The following is a 17,423-nucleotide window of genomic DNA, read 5'->3' as shown; positions in this document are numbered from 1 at the left end:
AGAAGTGGGCTGATGTCCGAGATGAACGCAGAACGTCCTACGAGGCTCGACCAGATGTCGCAATGGGTCGCTCTCGGCAAGCACCGCGAGCAGCTGGGCGGCACCCACCTGCGTGAGCTGTTCGAGGCGGACCCGCAGCGCGGCAGCGGCTACGTCCTGCGGGTCGGCGACCTGTACCTGGACTACTCCAAGCACCTGGTCACCGACGAGACGCTCGCCCTGCTGCGCGAGCTGGCCGACGCGACCGGCGTCGCCGCCCTGCGCGACGCCATGTTCCGCGGCGAGAAGATCAACACCACCGAGGACCGGGCGGTCCTCCACACCGCGCTGCGCGCCCCGCGCGACGCGGTGATCGAGGTCGACGGGGAGAACGTCGTCCCCGCGGTCCACGCCGTGCTCGACAGGATGGCCGCCTTCGCGGAGCGGGTCCGCTCCGGGGAGTGGACCGGCCACACCGGCCGCCGCATCCGGAACATCGTCAACATCGGCATCGGCGGCTCCGACCTCGGGCCGGCCATGGCGTACGAGGTGCTGCGCTCCTACACCGACCGCGACCTCACCGTCCGGTTCGTCTCCAACGTGGACGGCGCCGACCTCCACGAGGCCGTCCGCGACCTCGACCCGGCCGAGACGCTGTTCGTCATCGCCTCGAAGACCTTCACCACCATCGAGACGATCACCAACGCCACCTCCGCGCGCCAGTGGCTGCTCAGCGGGCTGGACGCCGGTCCCGAGGCCGTGGCCAAGCACTTCGTGGCCCTGTCCACCAACGCCGGGAAGGTCTCCGGCTTCGGCATCGACACGGCCAACATGTTCGAGTTCTGGGACTGGGTCGGCGGCCGCTACTCGTACGACTCGGCCATCGGCCTCTCCCTGATGATCGCCATCGGGCCGGAGCGCTTCCGGGAGATGCTCGACGGCTTCCACCTCGTCGACGAGCACTTCCGCACCGCTCCCGCCGAGGCCAACGCGCCGCTGCTGATGGGCCTGCTGGGCGTCTGGTACGGCGCGTTCTTCGACGCGCAGTCGCACGCGGTGCTGCCCTACTCGCACTACCTGTCCAAGTTCACCGCCTACCTCCAGCAGCTCGACATGGAGTCCAACGGCAAGTCGGTGGACCGCGACGGCAACCCCGTCACCTGGCAGACCGGGCCCGTGGTCTGGGGCACGCCCGGCACCAACGGGCAGCACGCCTACTACCAGTTGATCCACCAGGGGACGAAGGTCATCCCGGCGGACTTCATCGGCTTCGCCCGGCCGGTGCCCGGACTGCTCGACTCCCTGGTGCCCCAGCACGACCTGCTGATGGCGAACTTCTTCGCGCAGACCCAGGCCCTCGCCTTCGGCAAGACGCCCGAGGAGGTCCGCGCCGAGGGCGTGCCCGAGGACCTGGTCGCCCACAAGACCTTCCGCGGCAACCACCCCACCACCACGATCCTCGCCGAGGACCTGACCCCGTCGGTGCTCGGCCAGCTGATCGCCCTGTACGAGCACAAGGTCTTCGTCCAGGGCGCGATCTGGAACATCGACTCCTTCGACCAGTGGGGCGTCGAGCTCGGCAAGGTCCTCGCCAAGCGGATCGAGCCCGTGCTGACCGGCTCGGAGGGCTCAGAGGGCGGGGAGGCGCTCGACAGCTCGACCGCGGCCCTGGCGGCCGCGTACCGCTCGCTGCGCGGACGGTGACCCGATGAGGGGGGAGGACGAGGACGGGGTGCGGCTGCGGCCGCCCACCCACAGGCTGAACGAGCGCGCCGTCACCTGGTGGCGTGTCCAGTGCCTGCTGACGACCGCCGTGCCGGTGGCCGTCCTGGCGCTCCTCGGGGCCCTGATAGGGCCCGCGCGGACCTGGCTGTGGGGCCCGGCGGCGGTACTCGCCGCCGCCGGGCTGGCCGGGACCGCGTTCCTCCCCTCGTGGTGGTTCCGGGTGCACCGGTGGGAGGTCACCGACGAGGCCGTCTACGTCCGCACCGGGGCCCTGTGGCAGGAGTGGCGGATCGCCCCGATGTCCCGGATCCAGACCGTCGACACCGTGCGCGGGCCGCTGGAGCAGGCGTTCCGGCTGGCGACGGTCACCGTCACGACGGCCTCCGCCAAGGGGGAGATCCGGATCCAGGGCCTGGACCACGAGCTGGCGGCGGACCTCGCCGAGCAGCTCACCCGCATCACCCGGGCGACGCCCGGCGACGCGACATGAGCGGGCGGACGGCGCCCGACCCGCCGCCGCCGTCACCGGCCGCGGCGGCGGCGCCCGGCGGCACCGCACCGCCCGGCGGGGAGTGGCGCCGCCTCGACCCGCGCACGGTGCTCGCCCGGTGCGTCGTGATGCTCGGGGTGGCCGGCAGCGCGGGCCTGCCGGTGCTGCTCGCCCTCCTCGGCGGGCGGCCGTTCTGGCAGGCTCTCGCCTGGGTGCTGACGGGCGGGGTGGTGCTCGTCGGAGCCGTCACGGCCGCCGAGGGCGTCCGGGTGCGCCGCACCCGCTACCGCACGGGCCCCGAGCGGGTCGAGCTCCGCACCGGCCTGCTGCTGGTCAAGCGCCGCTCGCTGCCGCGCGAACGCATCCGCAGCGTCGACCTCACCGCCCATGTGCTGCTGCGGCTCCTCGGCCTGGTCCAGGTCCGCATCGGCACCGGCGAACACACCGGCAGCGGCGAGTCCACCCTGCTCCTCGACTCCGTGTCGCGCGGCGAGGCCGAGCGGCTGCGCGGCGAACTCCTCGCCCGCCCGCCGGCCGGGAGGCCGGAGGCGGACCGCGACGGGACGATCGCCTCCCTCGACCCCGCCTGGATCGCCTACGCGCCGGTCTCCTTCGTCGCCCCGCTGCTCGGGGGCGCCGCGGCCGGCGCCGTGATGCAGGTCAGCGAGTGGTTCGGCGCCCAGGCCGAGGTCATCGAGTGGGTCGGCGACCGGTTCGCCGAGACCCCGGTCGTCTGGACGGTCCTCGTCCTCGCCGGTGTCGCGCTCGTGGCAGGCGTCGTCGGGGCGCTCGGACTGTGGGTCGAGATGTGGTGGAACTACCGCCTGGAGCGGGAGAGCGGCGGCACGCTGCGGATACGGCGCGGACTGCTCACCTCCCGGTCCGTCTCGATCGAGGAGAGGCGGCTGCGCGGGATCGATCTCGTCGAGCCCCTCGGCGTGCGGCTGTTCGGCGGGGCCAGGCTCGACGCGGTCGCCACCGGTCTCGTCAAGGACAGCGAGAACGAGCACACCGACCGCAAGACCCTCCTCCCGCCGGCCCCCCGTGCCGTCGCGGACCGGGTGGCCGCCCAGGTGCTGCGGGAGCCGGCCGCGCCGACGGACCCGGACCTGCTCACCGGCCATCCGCGCGCCGCACGCGGCCGCAGGCTGCGGTGGGCCCTGGCCACGGCGCTCGCCCCGGTCCTCGTCCTCGCCCTGCTGGGGGCGCTGCTCACCCCGGTACTGCTGTGGGTCGCCGCCGCCGTCGCGGCGGTGGCGCTCCCGGCTGCCGTGCTGCTCGCCCTCGACGCCTACCGCAGCCTCGGGCACGGCATCTCGGGCGCCTACCTGCTGACCCGCTCCGGGACCGTGCGCCGCAGCACGGTGGCCCTCCAGCGCGGCGGGGTGATCGGCTGGACGGTCCGCAGGTCCCTCTTCCAGCGCCGTGCCGGCCTGCTCACCCTGACCGCGACCACGGCGGCAGGCGCGGGCGCCTACCACGTCCGTGACGCCGACGCCGCCGAGGCCCTGGCCTTCGCGGCGCGGGCCGTCCCGGGCCTGCTGGCACCGTTCCTGGAGCCGCTTCCGGGCACCGGCGGACACCGCGAGCCCGCGGACGGGGACGGGGACGGGGACGACGGCCGGGAGCGGCGCCCGTCCGGGTGATCCCGCTGCGCCCGCGTGTCCCGCGGCCCGTCCCCCTGACCGCCGTCCCGGCAGGGTGCCCGCGGTCCCCGCACGGCGAGCACCCCCGCACGGTGCAGGCCCCGGTACGCCCAAGGCCCCCGCCCGGCTGAGTGCCGGGCGGGGGCCTTGGGACGCGGGGTCACGCCGAGTGCGGCGGCAGCAGATCCCGCGGGAGCCCGGAGGCCGCCGCGGCGTCCAGCAGCCACAGCGTGCGGGCACGGCCGCGGGCGCCCGCGGCCGGCGCCTGGACCTCGCCCGCTCCCGAGAGCGCGATCTGCACCGCCTCCGCCTTGTCCTCGCCGGCGGCCAGCAGCCACACCTCACGGGCGGCGCGGATCGCGGGCAGCGTCAGCGAGATCCGGGTCGGCGGCGGCTTCGGCGCACCGTGCACGCCGACCACCGTCCGCTCCGTCTCGCGGACGGCGGGCAGCTCCGGGAAGAGCGAGGCCACATGGGTGTCCGGCCCGACGCCCAGCATGAGCACGTCGAACACCGGCACCGGCCCGTGGTCCTCGGGGCGCGCCGCCGCCGCCAGCTCCGCGGCGTAGGCCGCCGCCGCGGCGTCAGCGTCGGCGCCCAGGGGGCCGTCGGACGCGGGCATCGCGTGGACCCGGGCAGGGTCCAGCGGGACCCGGTCCAGCAGCGCCTCGCGGGCCTGGGTGACGTTGCGCTCGGGGTCGCCGTCCGGCAGGAAGCGCTCGTCGCCCCACCAGAGGTCGAGCCGCGACCAGTCGATCGCGTCCCGCGCCGGTGCCGAACCCAGCGCCGCCAGCAGACCGTTGCCGTTGCGTCCGCCGGTCAGCACCACCGACGCCGCGCCGCGGGTGGCCTGCGCGTCGACGATCCTGGTGATCAGGCGTGCGGCCGCGGCCTGGGCCATCAGCTCCTTGTCGCGGTGGACGACCAGCTCGGGGGCGCTCACTGAGCCGCCTTCCGGGCCGGGGCGCTCTTCTTCGCGGGCGTCTTCCGCTTCGGAGCCGCGGACGCCTCCGCCGCGGACGCTCCGGACGCCTCCGTCCCGTCCGGTGCCTGTGCCCCGCCGGACGCCTCGGCGTCCTCCGACGGCTTCGCGCCGTCCGAAGGCTTCTGGCTGGACGGCCCCGGACCGTCGCCGAGCCGGTCCACCCCGAAGCGCAGGGCGGAGGCGTAGGTGTCGTCCGGGTCGAGGCGCCGCAGCTCCTCGGCGATCAGCTCGGACGTCTCACGCCGCTTGAGCGCCACCGCCCGATCCGGCTGCCCCTGGATCGACAGGGTCGCGAGCGACCCGTCGGGGCGGTCCAGCACGATCGGACCGCAGGTGGAGTCCATCCTGACGGAGGTCAGGCCGGGCCCCGCGGACGGCAGCCGCCGCACCGGGACGTCCAGCCGGTCCGCGAGCCACATGGCCAGCAGCTCGCAGCTCGGATTGAACTCCTCGCCCTCCACCTCGACCCCGGTGACCTCGCAGGTCACCTGGTCCAGGGCCGCGGCGAGCATGGAGCGCCACGGGGTGATCCGCGTCCAGGCGAGGTCGGTGTCGCCCGGCGTGTACGCGTCGGCGCGGGAGACGAGCTCCTGCACCGGCTGCTCCGCCGCGTAGGTGTCGGTGACCCGCCGCTGGGCGAGCGCGCCCAGCGGGTCGGACGCCGGGTCGACGGGGGCGTTCACCGGCCACCAGACGACGACGGGCGCGTCCGGCAGCAGCAGCGGGAGGACCACGGACTGGGCGTGGTCGGCGACCTCGCCGTACAGCCGCAGCACCACCGTCTCGCCGGTCCCGGCGTCGGCGCCGACCCGCACCTCCGCGTCGAGCCGGGCCTTGGCCCGGTCGCGCGGGGAGCGGGAGACCCGCTTGATGACGACGAGGGTGCGCGAGGGGTGCTCGCGCGCCGCGTCGTTGGCGGCCCTGAGGGCGTCGTAGGCGTTCTCCTCGTCGGTCACGATGACCAGGGTGAGGACCATGCCGACGGCCGGGGTGCCGATCGCGCGGCGGCCCTGCACCAGCGCCTTGTTGATCTTGCTGGCCGTCGTGTCAGTGAGGTCGATCTTCATGGCCGGCGCCAGCTCCGTCCGTCTCGTGCGAGCATCTCGTCGGCCTCCGCGGGGCCCCAGGTGCCCGCCGCGTACTGCGCGGGCTTCCCGCTGCGGTCCCAGAACTCCTCGATCGGGTCGAGGATCTTCCACGACAGCTCGACCTCCTCCACCCGGGGGAACAGGTTGGAGTCGCCGAGCAGGACGTCGAGGATGAGCCGTTCGTACGCCTCGGGGCTGGACTCGGTGAACGACTCGCCGTAGGCGAAGTCCATCGAGACGTCCCGGACCTCCATGGAGGTGCCGGGCACCTTGGAGCCGAAGCGCATGGTCACGCCCTCGTCCGGCTGCACCCGGATGACCAGGGCGTTCTGCCCCAGCTCCTCGGTGGCCGTGGAGTCGAACGGGGAGTGCGGCGCCCGCTGGAAGACCACCGCGATCTCGGTGACCCGGCGCCCCAGCCGCTTGCCGGTGCGCAGGTAGAACGGGACACCCGCCCAGCGGCGGTTGTCGATCTCCAGCTTCACCGCGGCGTAGGTGTCGGTCGTGGAGTTCGGGTCGATGCCCTCCTCCTGGAGGTAGCCGACCGCCTTCGCGCCGCCCTGCCAGCCCGCCGCGTACTGCGCACGCACGGTGTTCGCGGCCAGGTCGCCCGGCAGCTTCACCGCGCCCAGCACCTTGGTCTTCTCCGCGGCCAGCGCGTCGGCGTCGAAGGAGGCGGGCTCCTCCATCGCGGTCAGCGCGAGCAGCTGGAGGAGGTGGTTCTGGATGACGTCACGGGCGGCGCCGATGCCGTCGTAGTAGCCGGCCCGGCCGCCGATGCCGATGTCCTCGGCCATGGTGATCTGCACGTGGTCGACGTACGACCGGTTCCAGATCGGCTCGAAGAGGGTGTTGGCGAAGCGGAGCGCCAGGATGTTCTGGACGGTCTCCTTGCCCAGGTAGTGGTCGATCCTGAAGACCTCGTTGGGCGGGAAGACCTCGTGCACCACCTGGTTGAGCTCCTCGGCGCTCTCCAGGTTGTGGCCGAAGGGCTTCTCGATGACCGCGCGGCGCCAGGAGCCCTCCTTCTGGTCGGCCAGCCCGTGCTTCTTGAGCTGCTGGACGACCTTGGGGAAGAACTTGGGCGGCACCGAGAGGTAGAACGCGAAGTTCCCGCCGGTGCCCTGCGCCTTGTCCAGGTCCTCGATGGTGGCCTTCAGCTCCTCGAAGGCCGCGTCGTCGTCGAAGGTGCCCTGGACGAACCGCATCCCCTGGATGAGCTGCTGCCACACCTCCTCGCGGAACGGGGTGCGCGCGTGCTCCTTGACGGCGTCGTGGACCTCCTGGGCGAAGTCCTCGTGCTGCCACTCACGGCGGGCGAAGCCGATGAGGGAGAAGCCCGGCGGCAGCAGCCCGCGGTTCGCCAGGTCGTACACCGCGGGCATCAGCTTCTTGCGGGAGAGGTCGCCCGTGACACCGAAGATCACCAGGCCCGACGGCCCCGCGATGCGCGGGAGCCGTCGGTCGGCGGTGTCACGGAGCGGATTGGCTCCGTCCATACCGGACAAGGTGGGTCAGCCCTCCGAGGGTGCGAGGCGCTTGAGCTCCGCCTCGGTCGAGGCGAGCAGGTCGTTCCAGGCGGACTCGAACTTCTCCACGCCCTCGTCCTCCAGCAGCTGGACGACCTCGTCGTAGGAGATGCCGAGCTTCTCGACCGCGTCGAGGTCGGCGCGGGCCTGCGCGTAGGTGCCGCGCACGGTGTCGCCGGTGATCTGCCCGTGGTCGGCGGTGGCGTCGAGGGTGGCCTCCGGCATGGTGTTGACCGTGCCCGGGGCGACCAGCTCGTCGACGTACAGGGTGTCCTTGTACGCCTTGTCCTTGACGCCGGTCGACGCCCACAGCGGACGCTGCTTGTTGGCCTGCGCCTTGTCGAGGGCGGACCAGCGGTCCGAGGAGAAGACCTCCTCGAACGCCTCGTACGCCAGACGGGCGTTGGCCAGGGCCGCCTTGCCGCGGGCCTCCGCGGCCGCCGGGGTGCCCAGCGCGTCCAGGCGCTTGTCGATCTCGGTGTCCACCCGGGACACGAAGAAGGACGCCACCGAGTGGATCTTCGACAGGTCCAGGCCGCGCTCCTTCGCCTTCTCCAGACCGGCGACGTAGGCGTCCATGACCGCGCGGTAGCGCTCCAGCGAGAAGATCAGCGTGACGTTGACGCTGATCCCGAGGCCGATGACCTCGGTGATCGCCGGGAGACCCGCCAGGGTGGCCGGGATCTTGATGAGGGTGTTCGGACGGTCCACGAGCCAGGCGAGCTGCTTGGCCTCGGCGATCGTCGCCTTGGTGTCGTGCGCCAGGCGCGGGTCCACCTCGATCGAGACCCGGCCGTCCTGGCCGTCGGTCGCGTCGAACACCGGGCGCAGGATGTCGGCGGCGTCGCGCACGTCGGCCGTCGTGATCATGCGGATGGCTTCCTCGACGGTCACCCTGCGGGCCGCGAGGTCCTCGAGCTGCTGGTCGTAGCCGTGGCCGTCCGAGATCGCCTTCTGGAAGATCGACGGGTTGGTGGTGACGCCGACGACGTGCTGCTGGTCGATCAGCTCGGCGAGGTTGCCGGAGGTGATCCGGGTGCGGGACAGGTCGTCCAGCCAGATCGCGACGCCTTCGTCGGAGAGGCGCTTGAGTGCGTCCGTCATGAGAGTTGCATCTCCTGTTTGTCGTGTACCGGCGTCAGCGCGCGGCGGCTTCGATGGATTCCCGGGCCGCGGCGGCCACCGCGTCGGCGGTGAAGCCGAACTCGCGGAACAGGACCTTCGCGTCCGCGGAGGCGCCGAAGTGCTCCAGCGAGACGATGCGGCCGGCGTCCCCGACGTAGCGGTGCCAGGTCAGGCCGACACCGGCCTCGACCGCGACACGCGCCCGCACGGACGGCGGGAGCACCGCGTCCTTGTAGGACTGCTCCTGCTCCTCGAACCACTCCACCGAGGGCATCGACACGACCCGCGCCGGCACGCCGGCGGCCTGGAGCTGCTCACGCGCCTCCACGGCCAGCTGCACCTCGGAGCCGGTGCCGATCAGCACGACCTCCGGAGCGCCGCCCTCCGCCTCGAACAGCACGTAGCCGCCCTTGGCCGCGTCCTCGTTGCGCTCGTAGGTCGGCACGCCCTGACGGGTCAGCGCCAGACCGTGCGGGGCGCCCACGCCGAACTCCTTCGTCCAGCGCCGCAGGATCTCGCGCCAGGCGATCGCGGTCTCGTTGGCGTCGGCCGGGCGGACGACGTTCAGCCCGGGGATGGCGCGCAGCGAGGCGAGGTGCTCCACCGGCTGGTGCGTCGGGCCGTCCTCGCCGAGACCGATCGAGTCGTGCGTCCACACGTAGGTGACCGGCAGGTGCATCAGCGCGGAGAGCCGGACGGCGTTGCGCATGTAGTCGGAGAACACCAGGAAGGTGCCGCCGAAGACACGGGTGTTGCCGTGCAGGGTGATGCCGTTCATCACCGCGGCCATCGCGTGCTCGCGGATGCCGAAGTGCACGGTGCGGCCGTACGGGTCGGCCTCCGGCAGCGGGTTGCCGGCGGGCAGGAACGACGACGTCTTGTCGATCGTCGTGTTGTTCGACCCGGCGAGGTCGGCGGAGCCGCCCCACAGCTCGGGGACGACCGGGCCCAGCGCCTGCAGGACCTTGCCGGAGGCGGCGCGGGTGGCCACCCCCTTGCCGGTCTCGAACTCGGGCAGCTTCTCCTCCCAGCCGGCGGGCAGCTCGCCCGCGCGGATCCGGTCGAAGTCGGCGGCCCGCTCGGGGTTGGCCGTGCGCCACGCGGCGAACGTCTTCTCCCACTCGGCGCGCACGTCACGGCCCCGGTCCAGCGCGCCACGGGTGTGCGCGAGGACCTCGTCGGAGACCTCGAAGCTCTGCTCCGGGTCGAAGCCCAGGACGCGCTTGGTGGCAGCGACCTCCTCGTCGCCCAGCGCCGAGCCGTGCGCGGCCTCGGTGTTCTGGGCGTTCGGGGCGGGCCAGGCGATGATCGAGCGCATCGCGATGAACGACGGACGCGTGGTCTCGGCCTTGGCGGCCTCGATCGCCGCGTGCAGCGCCGCCGGGTCCAGGTCGCCGTTCTCCTTGGGCAGGACCCGCTGCACGTGCCAGCCGTAGGCCTCGTACCGCTGCAGGGTGTCCTCGGAGACCGCGGTCTCGGTGTCGCCCTCGATCGAGATGTGGTTGTCGTCCCACAGCAGGACCAGGTTGCCGAGCTTCTGGTGCCCGGCGAGCGAGGACGCCTCGGCGGAGATGCCCTCCTGGAGGCAGCCGTCACCGGCGATCACGAAGACGTGGTGGTCGAACGGCGAGGTGCCCGGGGCCGCCTCGGGGTCGAACAGACCGCGCTCGTAGCGGGCGGCCATGGCCATGCCCACGGCGTTGGCGACACCCTGGCCGAGCGGGCCGGTCGTCGTCTCGACGCCGGTCGTGTGCCCGTACTCCGGGTGACCGGGGGTCTTGCTGCCCCAGGTGCGGAACGCCTTGATGTCATCCAGCTCCAGACCGAAACCGGCCAGGTAGAGCTGGGTGTACAGGGTCAGGGAGGAGTGGCCCGCGGACAGCACGAAGCGGTCGCGTCCCGTCCAGTCGGCGTCCGCGGGGTCGTGCCGCATCACCTTCTGGAAGAGGGTGTAGGCGGCAGGCGCCAGGCTCATGGCCGTACCCGGATGGCCGTTGCCGACCTTCTGTACGGCGTCCATGGCCAGGACGCGGGCGGTGTCGACCGCACGATCGTCCACTGCGGTCCACTCGAGGTCTGTGGTGGTCGGCTTGGTGCTCACCCTGAGTCAGGGCTCCTCTCCACATGTCGAATCCCGGTGACGAGGGGTGTACCGGGCGATGTCGAGCCTACCGTCGTGTCGGTTGCCCTACTTGTCAGCAGGCGTCTTCCGATCGAACAGGACGTTTCGGCCCCGCGCCGCCCGTGTCCACGTGCTGGGACCGCGCCCGCGCAGGTGAGCAGCGGCCGTCCCCTATGTATACGCACGGTTCCGGCGCGAGGGCTCAACACGAGTCCACCCCCGCGAAGATCGGCTCATGGGCAACGTCTAGAGTGGCGTGGTACGCGCAAGTCTTTACCGGGCCTTCACGCCGGTGGCTTGCTGGGATTTCTCTGTCAGGGGTGTGCGTGACGGCCGTCGAGTCCCGACCCGCAGGGGTCGTCTTGGCTTCCGGCCCGGGGGGCCGTCGGCCGTTCGGGGCCCGCGTCAGGGCGTTCGTGGCGCTGACCAAGCCGCGGATCATCGAGCTGCTGCTCATCACCACCGTGCCGGTGATGTTCCTCGCCGAACAGGGCGTGCCCGACCTCTGGCTGGTGCTCGCCACCTGTCTCGGCGGCTACCTCTCCGCGGGGGGCGCCAACGCGCTCAACATGTACATCGACCGCGACATCGACGCGCTCATGGACCGCACGGCGCAGCGTCCGCTGGTGACCGGCATGGTCTCGCCGCGCGAGGGGCTGGTCTTCGGCCTCGTCCTCGCGGTCGTCTCCACGCTCTGGTTCGGCCTGCTGGTCAACTGGCTCTCCGCCGCACTGGCGCTCGGCGCACTGCTGTTCTACGTGGTCGTCTACACGATGCTCCTCAAGCGCCGTACGGCGCAGAACATCGTCTGGGGCGGCATCGCGGGCTGCATGCCGGTGCTCATCGGCTGGTCCTCGGTGACCAACTCGATGTCGTGGGCCGCGGTCATCCTCTTCCTGGTCATCTTCTTCTGGACGCCGCCGCACTACTGGCCGCTGTCGATGAAGGTGAAGGAGGACTACGCCCGCGTCGGCGTGCCGATGCTGCCCGTCGTGGCCGGCAACACGGTCGTCGCCCGCCAGATCGTCCTCTACAGCTGGGTGATGGTCGCCGTCTCGCTGCTGCTCACCCCGCTCGGCTACACCGGCTGGTTCTACACGGCCGTGGCCCTCGCCGCGGGCGGCTGGTGGCTCTGGGAGGCGCACGCGCTCCAGAGCCGCGCCCGGAGCGGAGCGACCGGCGGCAAGCTCAAGGAGATGCGGCTGTTCCACTGGTCCATCACCTACGTCTCGCTGCTCTTCGTCGCCGTCGCGGTCGACCCGTTCCTGCGCTGAGCACCCGCCTGCCGGGGTGGCGCGTGCCACCCGCCCCCGCCGTGGCCAGGGCGACTACCCGCCGGTAGCATCCTGGCCATGGCAGACACCGAGGTTGAGACGGGCGAGCACGAGGCCGGGCCGGACGCGAAGACCGCGCGCAAGGCGGCGAAGCTCGCCAAGCAGATCAACGCCTTCGCCGCCGCGCACGGCGGCGCCGAGGGCCAGCTCGCCTACATCGGACAGACGGGCACCCGCGTCGTCCTCGTCGGCGAGGACGGAGCCTGGGGCGACCTCGTCGCCCCCACGCACGCCGTGGCCGTCAGCGCGGCCGAGAAGTCCGGCATCACGCTCCACGAGTCCTTCGACGGCGACTTCGCCGCGAAGGTCCGCACCGGCCCCTACGAGTGGACCCGCATGGCGGGCATCCAGGTCGGCGGCCCGTCCAACGGCTGAGCGGCGCCTCCCGCCGGGATCGCCCATCAGGACCGGGGAAGCACGGTCCGGGGACGCGTGGCCCGAGGAAGCACGGTATGGGGAAGTCCGGCCCGGGGAAGCGTCGCCCGGAGCAGGAAAGGCCCCGGGGCCGGCGCCGCCTCCTCGGTGTGCCGGGCCGGCCGGTACTGCCACGGGGTGCTCCGCACGGAACCCGGCCCCCGGCACCTCCGAGGCCCGGACCGGCCCCCTCCCGGGGGGCCGCCGGCCGCCCGTCACCGCGTTCCGCGCCGTCCGGACCGGGTCGCCGCCTGACACCGACGCCCTCGCTGCCCGGTCCCGGAATCCACTGCCCGCCCGCCCGTCCACCCGGCCCGCCGACGCGGGCCGGTGGCGGCCGAGGCGGGCAGACGCCTGCCGAAGGGCACCCGCATCGGCACCGGCCCGTCCGGCTCCGGGCCGCCAGGTGACCTCACGGGCCCGGCGGCACCGCGGCCGCCGTGGAGGCCGAATCGTCGGCTTGTGCTTCCGGTTCCGGGCAACGCGCCGGAGTGCGTTCCGTCTCGGGGAGCGAACCGGAGTCGCCGGGCCGCTGCCTGCGGGAGCCCCGCCCGGGTGGCCGTGCACCGCCGGGGAGTTCTGTGCACACGCGGGGCCGCCGGCCGGGAGCGTCCGGTCCCGGGCATCGCGCCGGGGTGCGTTCCGTGTCGGGGTGTCCCGGGCCAGGGGTCGCCGGGCTGCTGTGCGCGGCCGGGAGGGCCGGTGACCGCGGGGCCGTCGGCCGGGAGCCTTCGGCGCCGGTCAACGCGCCGGAGTGCGTACTGCCTCGCGGCGGCGCGAGCGGAGTCGCCGGCAGCGCGCGCCGGTCAGGCGGCGGAGAGCGCGTCCGCGGGGCGGCCGGGGGAGGGGACCGCGACCGCGGGCCGTTCGCGCAGGCTCATCGCGAGCCGGACCACGGCGATCCACAGCAGCGCGGAGCCCAGCATGTGCAGGCCCACCAGGATCTCCGGTACGTCGGTGAAGTACTGCACGTAGCCGATCACGCCCTGCGCCAGGACCACCAGCAGCAGGTCGCGTGCGCGGGCCCGGGTGTCGTCCGGAGCGTCCACCACGCGGACCACCAGCCACATGGCGACGGCCAGCGCGCAGACCACCCAGGCGGCGATGGCGTGGATGTGGGCGGCGGCCGCCCAGTCCCACGGCATCCGCGGCACGTCGCTGCTGTCGCCCGCGTGCTTGCCCGAGCCCGTCACCGACGTGCCCAGCACGATCAGCACCACCGTCGCCCCGACGATCGCCCAGGACAGCTTGCGCACCGGGCGCGGCACGCGGGGACGGGGGGCGCCGTCGCCCTCGCCGGTGCGCACCCAGGTGATCGTCGCCACCGTCAGCAGACCGTTCGCGAGCAGGAAGTGCCCGGCCACGCTCCAGGGGTTGAGACCCAGCCAGACGGTGATCCCGCCGATCACCGCGTTGGCCAGCACGATCCAGAACTGCACCCAGGCCAGCCGGGTGAGGCCCCGGCGCCGCGGCTTGACGGAGCGCACGGCGATGATCGCCCAGCCGACGGCCGCGGACAGCACGTAGGTCAGCAGCCGGTTGCCGAACTCGATCGCGCCGTGGAGACCCTGCGCGGGCGTGGCGAACAGGCTGTCGTCCGTGCACTTGGGCCAGGTGTCGCAACCGAGGCCGGATCCGGTCAGCCGGACGGCGCCGCCCGTCACGATGATGAGCACGCTCATCAGGACGGCGGAGAGGGCGGCGCGCCGCAGGGTCCGGGGCGACGGGGTCCAGCGCTTGGCGATGTGGGCGAGGGGGGTCTGCACGGCCCCTATCGTAGGCGGGCGCTTGTGCATGCATTCACGAGGGGTCGGTTCCGGGCGGGAACGTCATGCGGAAGCGCGAACCGTCCCAGTGGTCCTCCTCGTCCCACCAGAGGGCGAACCGCCAGCGGGCGGCGTCGGCCGGCCGGTCCGGAGAGTGCAGGAACGCGTCGGCGAGCTCGTCCGCCACCGCCTGCGCCGTGCGGTCCGTCACCGCGTCCATCCCGCGCCACGGGAAGGCCATTGGCCGCCACGAGCCGTCCCCCGCGCAGACGTCGAACCGCCACACGGCCCGCCAGGAGCGAGCCCGCAGGATCCGGCGCACCTCGGCACGGTCCAGGGCCAGCCCCTCGGCGATCGCGTCCGGCGACATGCCCTCGATGCGTCCCGCGACCACGGCCAGCGGCAGCAGCCGGGCCGGCAGCAGTTCCCGTTTGTGCAGCTGGGTGAGCCCGCCGTCGAAGGGGCAGCGCCGCAGCCGGCGCTCCAGCTGGTCGCCCAGGTGCTCCAGGACGGCGGCGTGGGCCCGCTCGGCGGGGTCCGGCGCCGTCCACGCGTCGTGGAAGGCACGTTCCGCCCGCACCGCCCACTCCGCCGCGTCCACCGGGCGGCCGAGTTCCTCCAGCCGGTCGCCGAGGAACGCGTGGGCCTGGGCCAGCCCCTCACGGTTGCGGGGGTCGCCCTGGTCCAGGGACTCCCAGACGGCGATGGCCCGGTGCGTCGCGTCGACCGCCGCCAGACCCGCCAGCCGGTCATCCGCCCCCGGCTGTTCGCCCTGCGGGTGGAAGGCGTAGCGCGGCAGCCCGAGTTCGTCGCTGAGCGGCTCGGCGAGGTAGACGGCCTGGCTGATCAGGGCCCGGGCGAACCACCGCGCGTGCTCTGCGTCGTGCCCGGCGGGCTCGGCGCCGTGGCGGACGGCCGCGTCGACGGCGGCCAGCGCGTCCACGCGTCTGCCGATGTCGAAGTGGTGGCGGGCCAGGTCGCTGTAGCGCAGCCCGAGTCTGGCGGTGAGGGAGAGATCGTCCACGGCGTGCGGGGCGAGCGCGGCGATCAGATCGGTGAGCATCCGCTCCCGCTCGCGGGGCGCGGCCCCGGGGCGGCCCGACCTGACCTTCGCCCATTGCGCGTCGAGTCGCAGTACGGCACAGCGTTCCATCCAGACCTCCGGTCGTGCGGGTCCCGATGGAAGCATCCTGGCGCGCGCCTCACTCCCAGCGGAAGAGCCGGGCTGCGGCACCCAGTCCGAGCACGGCCCACACGGCGAGAATGCCCATGTCTCCCCACGGCACTCCCGCGCCGTCCCGCAGGACGTCGCGCAGGCCGTCGGAGAGCGCCGAGATCGGCAGCAGGGCGAGCACCGCGGCGACGCCCTCGGGGAAGCGGTCCAGCGGCACGATCACGCCACCGCCCACCAGGAGCAGGAGGAAGACCAGATTGGCCGCGGCCAGCGTCGCCTCGGCCTTCAGCGTCCCCGCCATCAGCAGCCCGAGCCCGGAGAAGGCCGCGGTGCCGAGCACCAGGAGCAGCACCGCCCACAGCGGGTTGCCCTGCGGGTTCCAGCCGAGGCCGAACGCGATCACCGTCAGCAGCAGGATCTGGAGCACCTCGGTCGCGAGCACCGACAGCGTCTTGGCGCACATCAGCGCCCACCGGGGGACGGGCGAGGCGCCGAGCCGCTTGAGCACGCCGTAGCGCCGCTCGAAGCCGGTCGCGATGGCCTGGCCGGTGAACGCCGTCGACATGACCGCCAGGGCGAGGACCCCCGGGGCGAGGAAGTCGACCGGCTCGCCCGCCCCGGTGTCGACGATGTCGACCGTGGAGAAGAGGACCAGCAGCAGCGACGGGATGATCACGGTGAGCAGCAGCTGCTCGCCGTTGCGCAGCAGCATCCTGGTCTCGAAGGCCGCCTGGGCGGTGATCATGCGGGCGAGGGGTGCCGCGCCCGGCTTCGGGGTGTACATGCCGGTGCTCATCCGCGCAGCTCCTTGCCGGTCAGCTCCAGGAAGACGTCCTCCAGCGTGTGCCGCTCCACCGAGATCCGGTCGGGCATCACCCCGTGCTGGGCGCACCAGGAGGTCACGGTGGCCAGCAGCTGCGGGTCGACCCGGCCGCCGACGCGGTAGACGCCGGGGGTCGGCTCGGCGGCGGTGGAGCCGTCGGGCAGTGCCTTGAGCAGGGAGCCGATGTCGAGACCGGGCCTGCCGGTGAAGCGGAGGGTGTTCTCGGCGCCGCCCCGGCACAGCTCCTCGGCGGTGCCCCGGGCGATCACCCGGCCCGCGTCCACGATCGCGACCGCGTCCGACAGCTCCTCGGCCTCGTCCATGAAGTGGGTGGTCAGCACGGTGGTGACGCCGTCGGCGCGCAGTTCGCGCACCAGCTCCCAGGTGGAACGGCGGGCCTGCGGGTCGAGGCCCGCCGTCGGCTCGTCGAGGAAGACCAGCTCGGGGCGGCCGACGACGGCCATGGCGAGCGCCAGGCGCTGCTGCTGGCCGCCGGAGAGCCGCCGGTAGGAGGTGCGGCCGCAGCCGCCCAGCCCCAGACGTTCGATCAGGTCGTCGACGTCCAGCGGGTGGGCGTGCAACCGCGCCATGTGCCGGAGCATCTCCTCGGCGCGGGCGCCGGAGTAGACGCCGCCCGACTGGAGCATCACGCCGATCCGCGGACGCAGCCGGGCCGCGTCGGCCACCGGGTCGAGTCCGAGGACGCGCACGGTGCCCGCGTCGGGACGGCGGTAGCCCTCGCAGGTCTCCACCGTGGTCGTCTTCCCGGCGCCGTTGGGGCCGAGCACGGCGGTCACGGAGCCGGTGGCCACGTCGAGGTCCAGGCCGTCCACCGCGGTCTTCGATCCGTACCGTTTGACCAGGCCCCGGACCCGGACGGCCCACTCGTCACTCATGCGGGGAAGTCTAGGGACCCGCCCGGACGCCTCCGCCCGCGCCCCCGTGACCGGCCCGCGGGCCGGACCGGCGGGGCACGGGCCGGTCACGCGGGCCGGCGGTGGCCGCCACGCGGCGGGTTCCGCCGGGATTCGATCCCGTGAGGCGGCCCGGCGGCGCCCGTGGGGCGTCTCCCGGGGGTGGCGCGGACAGCGGCCCGGACCTGCGGCGGAGCGGTCCGGGTGATCGTTTCCGCAGGTCAGCTTAGGTATGCCTAAGTGATGCACGGCACCGCGCGGGGGCCGGGACGTGGCTTGTCGTTCGCCGATGAATTACGCAACAATGGC

Annotated in this window: 14 protein-coding genes; 5 read left to right on the top strand and 9 right to left on the bottom strand. The window is 73.2% G+C overall.

All coding sequences use genetic code 11. From position 1 onward, the window contains the following. Positions 1 to 12 precede the first annotated feature (12 nt). Genes pgi through IAG43_RS07095 form a run of 3 tightly spaced genes read left to right on the top strand, consistent with a single transcriptional unit; the run spans position 13 to position 3,840 of the window. Positions 13 to 1,683, top strand: a complete 1,671-nt coding sequence (gene pgi, locus IAG43_RS07105) for a glucose-6-phosphate isomerase (protein WP_425508574.1) — start codon at positions 13 to 15, stop codon at positions 1,681 to 1,683. Positions 1,684 to 1,687: 4 nt separating this feature from the next. Continuing rightward, a complete protein-coding gene (locus IAG43_RS07100; RefSeq protein ID WP_187739909.1) occupies positions 1,688 to 2,194 on the top strand; it encodes a PH domain-containing protein in 507 nt (168 codons plus the stop codon). Beyond that, positions 2,191 to 3,840: a PH domain-containing protein gene (locus tag IAG43_RS07095; protein WP_187739908.1), complete on the top strand. Its 1,650-nt coding sequence runs from the start codon at positions 2,191 to 2,193 to the stop codon at positions 3,838 to 3,840. Before IAG43_RS07100 ends, IAG43_RS07095 begins: the two co-directional genes overlap by 4 nt. Positions 3,841 to 4,000: 160 nt before the next feature. On the opposite strand, the gene pgl is transcribed toward IAG43_RS07095, so the two are convergent. Genes pgl through tkt form a run of 5 tightly spaced genes read right to left on the bottom strand, consistent with a single transcriptional unit; the run spans position 4,001 to position 10,668 of the window. After that, the gene (gene pgl, locus IAG43_RS07090; protein WP_187739907.1) at positions 4,001 to 4,783 is read right to left on the bottom strand and encodes a 6-phosphogluconolactonase; all 783 of its coding nucleotides are present in this window, start codon (positions 4,781 to 4,783) and stop codon (positions 4,001 to 4,003) included. Next, complete coding sequence (opcA, locus tag IAG43_RS07085; RefSeq protein ID WP_187739906.1) at positions 4,780 to 5,892, bottom strand: glucose-6-phosphate dehydrogenase assembly protein OpcA; 1,113 nt, start codon at positions 5,890 to 5,892, stop codon at positions 4,780 to 4,782. The genes pgl and opcA overlap by 4 nt, the downstream gene beginning before the upstream one ends. Continuing rightward, entirely contained in the window at positions 5,889 to 7,412 is a 1,524-nt protein-coding gene (zwf, locus tag IAG43_RS07080; RefSeq protein ID WP_187739905.1) for a glucose-6-phosphate dehydrogenase, read from the bottom strand. Before zwf ends, opcA begins: the two co-directional genes overlap by 4 nt. A gap of 15 nt (positions 7,413 to 7,427) precedes the next feature. Then, positions 7,428 to 8,546, bottom strand: a complete 1,119-nt coding sequence (gene tal, locus IAG43_RS07075; protein WP_187739904.1) for a transaldolase — start codon at positions 8,544 to 8,546, stop codon at positions 7,428 to 7,430. A 34-nt stretch (positions 8,547 to 8,580) separates the two neighbouring features. Continuing rightward, complete coding sequence (gene tkt, locus IAG43_RS07070) at positions 8,581 to 10,668, bottom strand: transketolase (protein WP_187739903.1); 2,088 nt, start codon at positions 10,666 to 10,668, stop codon at positions 8,581 to 8,583. Positions 10,669 to 11,015: 347 nt separating this feature from the next. Between tkt and IAG43_RS07065 the strand changes: the two genes are divergently transcribed. Beyond that, on the top strand, positions 11,016 to 11,963 hold the full coding sequence (locus IAG43_RS07065; RefSeq protein WP_187739902.1) for a heme o synthase: 948 nt from the start codon (positions 11,016 to 11,018) through the stop codon (positions 11,961 to 11,963). 78 nt (positions 11,964 to 12,041) lie between these two features. Next, complete coding sequence (locus IAG43_RS07060) at positions 12,042 to 12,398, top strand: hypothetical protein (protein WP_187739901.1); 357 nt, start codon at positions 12,042 to 12,044, stop codon at positions 12,396 to 12,398. Between the two features lie 845 nt (positions 12,399 to 13,243). Here IAG43_RS07060 and IAG43_RS07055 read toward each other — a convergent pair. From IAG43_RS07055 to IAG43_RS07040, 4 genes are read right to left on the bottom strand one after another with little or no spacing between them, the layout of a single operon-like run. Then, the gene (locus tag IAG43_RS07055; protein ID WP_187739900.1) at positions 13,244 to 14,233 is read right to left on the bottom strand and encodes a COX15/CtaA family protein; all 990 of its coding nucleotides are present in this window, start codon (positions 14,231 to 14,233) and stop codon (positions 13,244 to 13,246) included. A gap of 4 nt (positions 14,234 to 14,237) precedes the next feature. Then, complete coding sequence (locus IAG43_RS07050; RefSeq protein WP_187739899.1) at positions 14,238 to 15,356, bottom strand: hypothetical protein; 1,119 nt, start codon at positions 15,354 to 15,356, stop codon at positions 14,238 to 14,240. A gap of 49 nt (positions 15,357 to 15,405) precedes the next feature. After that, a complete protein-coding gene (locus tag IAG43_RS07045) occupies positions 15,406 to 16,173 on the bottom strand; it encodes an ABC transporter permease (protein ID WP_187739898.1) in 768 nt (255 codons plus the stop codon). After that, entirely contained in the window at positions 16,170 to 17,096 is a 927-nt protein-coding gene (locus tag IAG43_RS07040; protein ID WP_187739897.1) for an ABC transporter ATP-binding protein, read from the bottom strand. The genes IAG43_RS07045 and IAG43_RS07040 overlap by 4 nt, the downstream gene beginning before the upstream one ends. Positions 17,097 to 17,423 lie beyond the last annotated feature (327 nt).

Origin of the sequence: Streptomyces genisteinicus (assembly GCF_014489615.1) — a bacterium.
Taxonomy (GTDB): domain Bacteria; phylum Actinomycetota; class Actinomycetes; order Streptomycetales; family Streptomycetaceae; genus Streptomyces; species Streptomyces genisteinicus.
This window is presented reverse-complemented; position numbering and strand designations above follow the sequence as displayed.

Excerpts from the sequence above, each read along its gene's own strand:
- IAG43_RS07100 (WP_187739909.1), top strand. The coding sequence starts at position 1,688 with ATGAGGGGGGAGGACGAGGACGGGGTGCGGCTGCGGCCGCCCACCCAC.
- IAG43_RS07040 (WP_187739897.1), bottom strand. The coding sequence starts at position 17,096 with ATGAGTGACGAGTGGGCCGTCCGGGTCCGGGGCCTGGTCAAACGGTAC.
- pgi (WP_425508574.1), top strand. The coding sequence starts at position 13 with ATGTCCGAGATGAACGCAGAACGTCCTACGAGGCTCGACCAGATGTCG.
- tal (WP_187739904.1), bottom strand. The coding sequence starts at position 8,546 with ATGACGGACGCACTCAAGCGCCTCTCCGACGAAGGCGTCGCGATCTGG.
- IAG43_RS07045 (WP_187739898.1), bottom strand. The coding sequence starts at position 16,173 with ATGAGCACCGGCATGTACACCCCGAAGCCGGGCGCGGCACCCCTCGCC.
- zwf (WP_187739905.1), bottom strand. The coding sequence starts at position 7,412 with ATGGACGGAGCCAATCCGCTCCGTGACACCGCCGACCGACGGCTCCCG.
- IAG43_RS07050 (WP_187739899.1), bottom strand. The coding sequence starts at position 15,356 with ATGGAACGCTGTGCCGTACTGCGACTCGACGCGCAATGGGCGAAGGTC.
- IAG43_RS07095 (WP_187739908.1), top strand. The coding sequence starts at position 2,191 with ATGAGCGGGCGGACGGCGCCCGACCCGCCGCCGCCGTCACCGGCCGCG.
- IAG43_RS07060 (WP_187739901.1), top strand. The coding sequence starts at position 12,042 with ATGGCAGACACCGAGGTTGAGACGGGCGAGCACGAGGCCGGGCCGGAC.
- IAG43_RS07055 (WP_187739900.1), bottom strand. The coding sequence starts at position 14,233 with ATGCACAAGCGCCCGCCTACGATAGGGGCCGTGCAGACCCCCCTCGCC.
- opcA (WP_187739906.1), bottom strand. The coding sequence starts at position 5,892 with ATGAAGATCGACCTCACTGACACGACGGCCAGCAAGATCAACAAGGCG.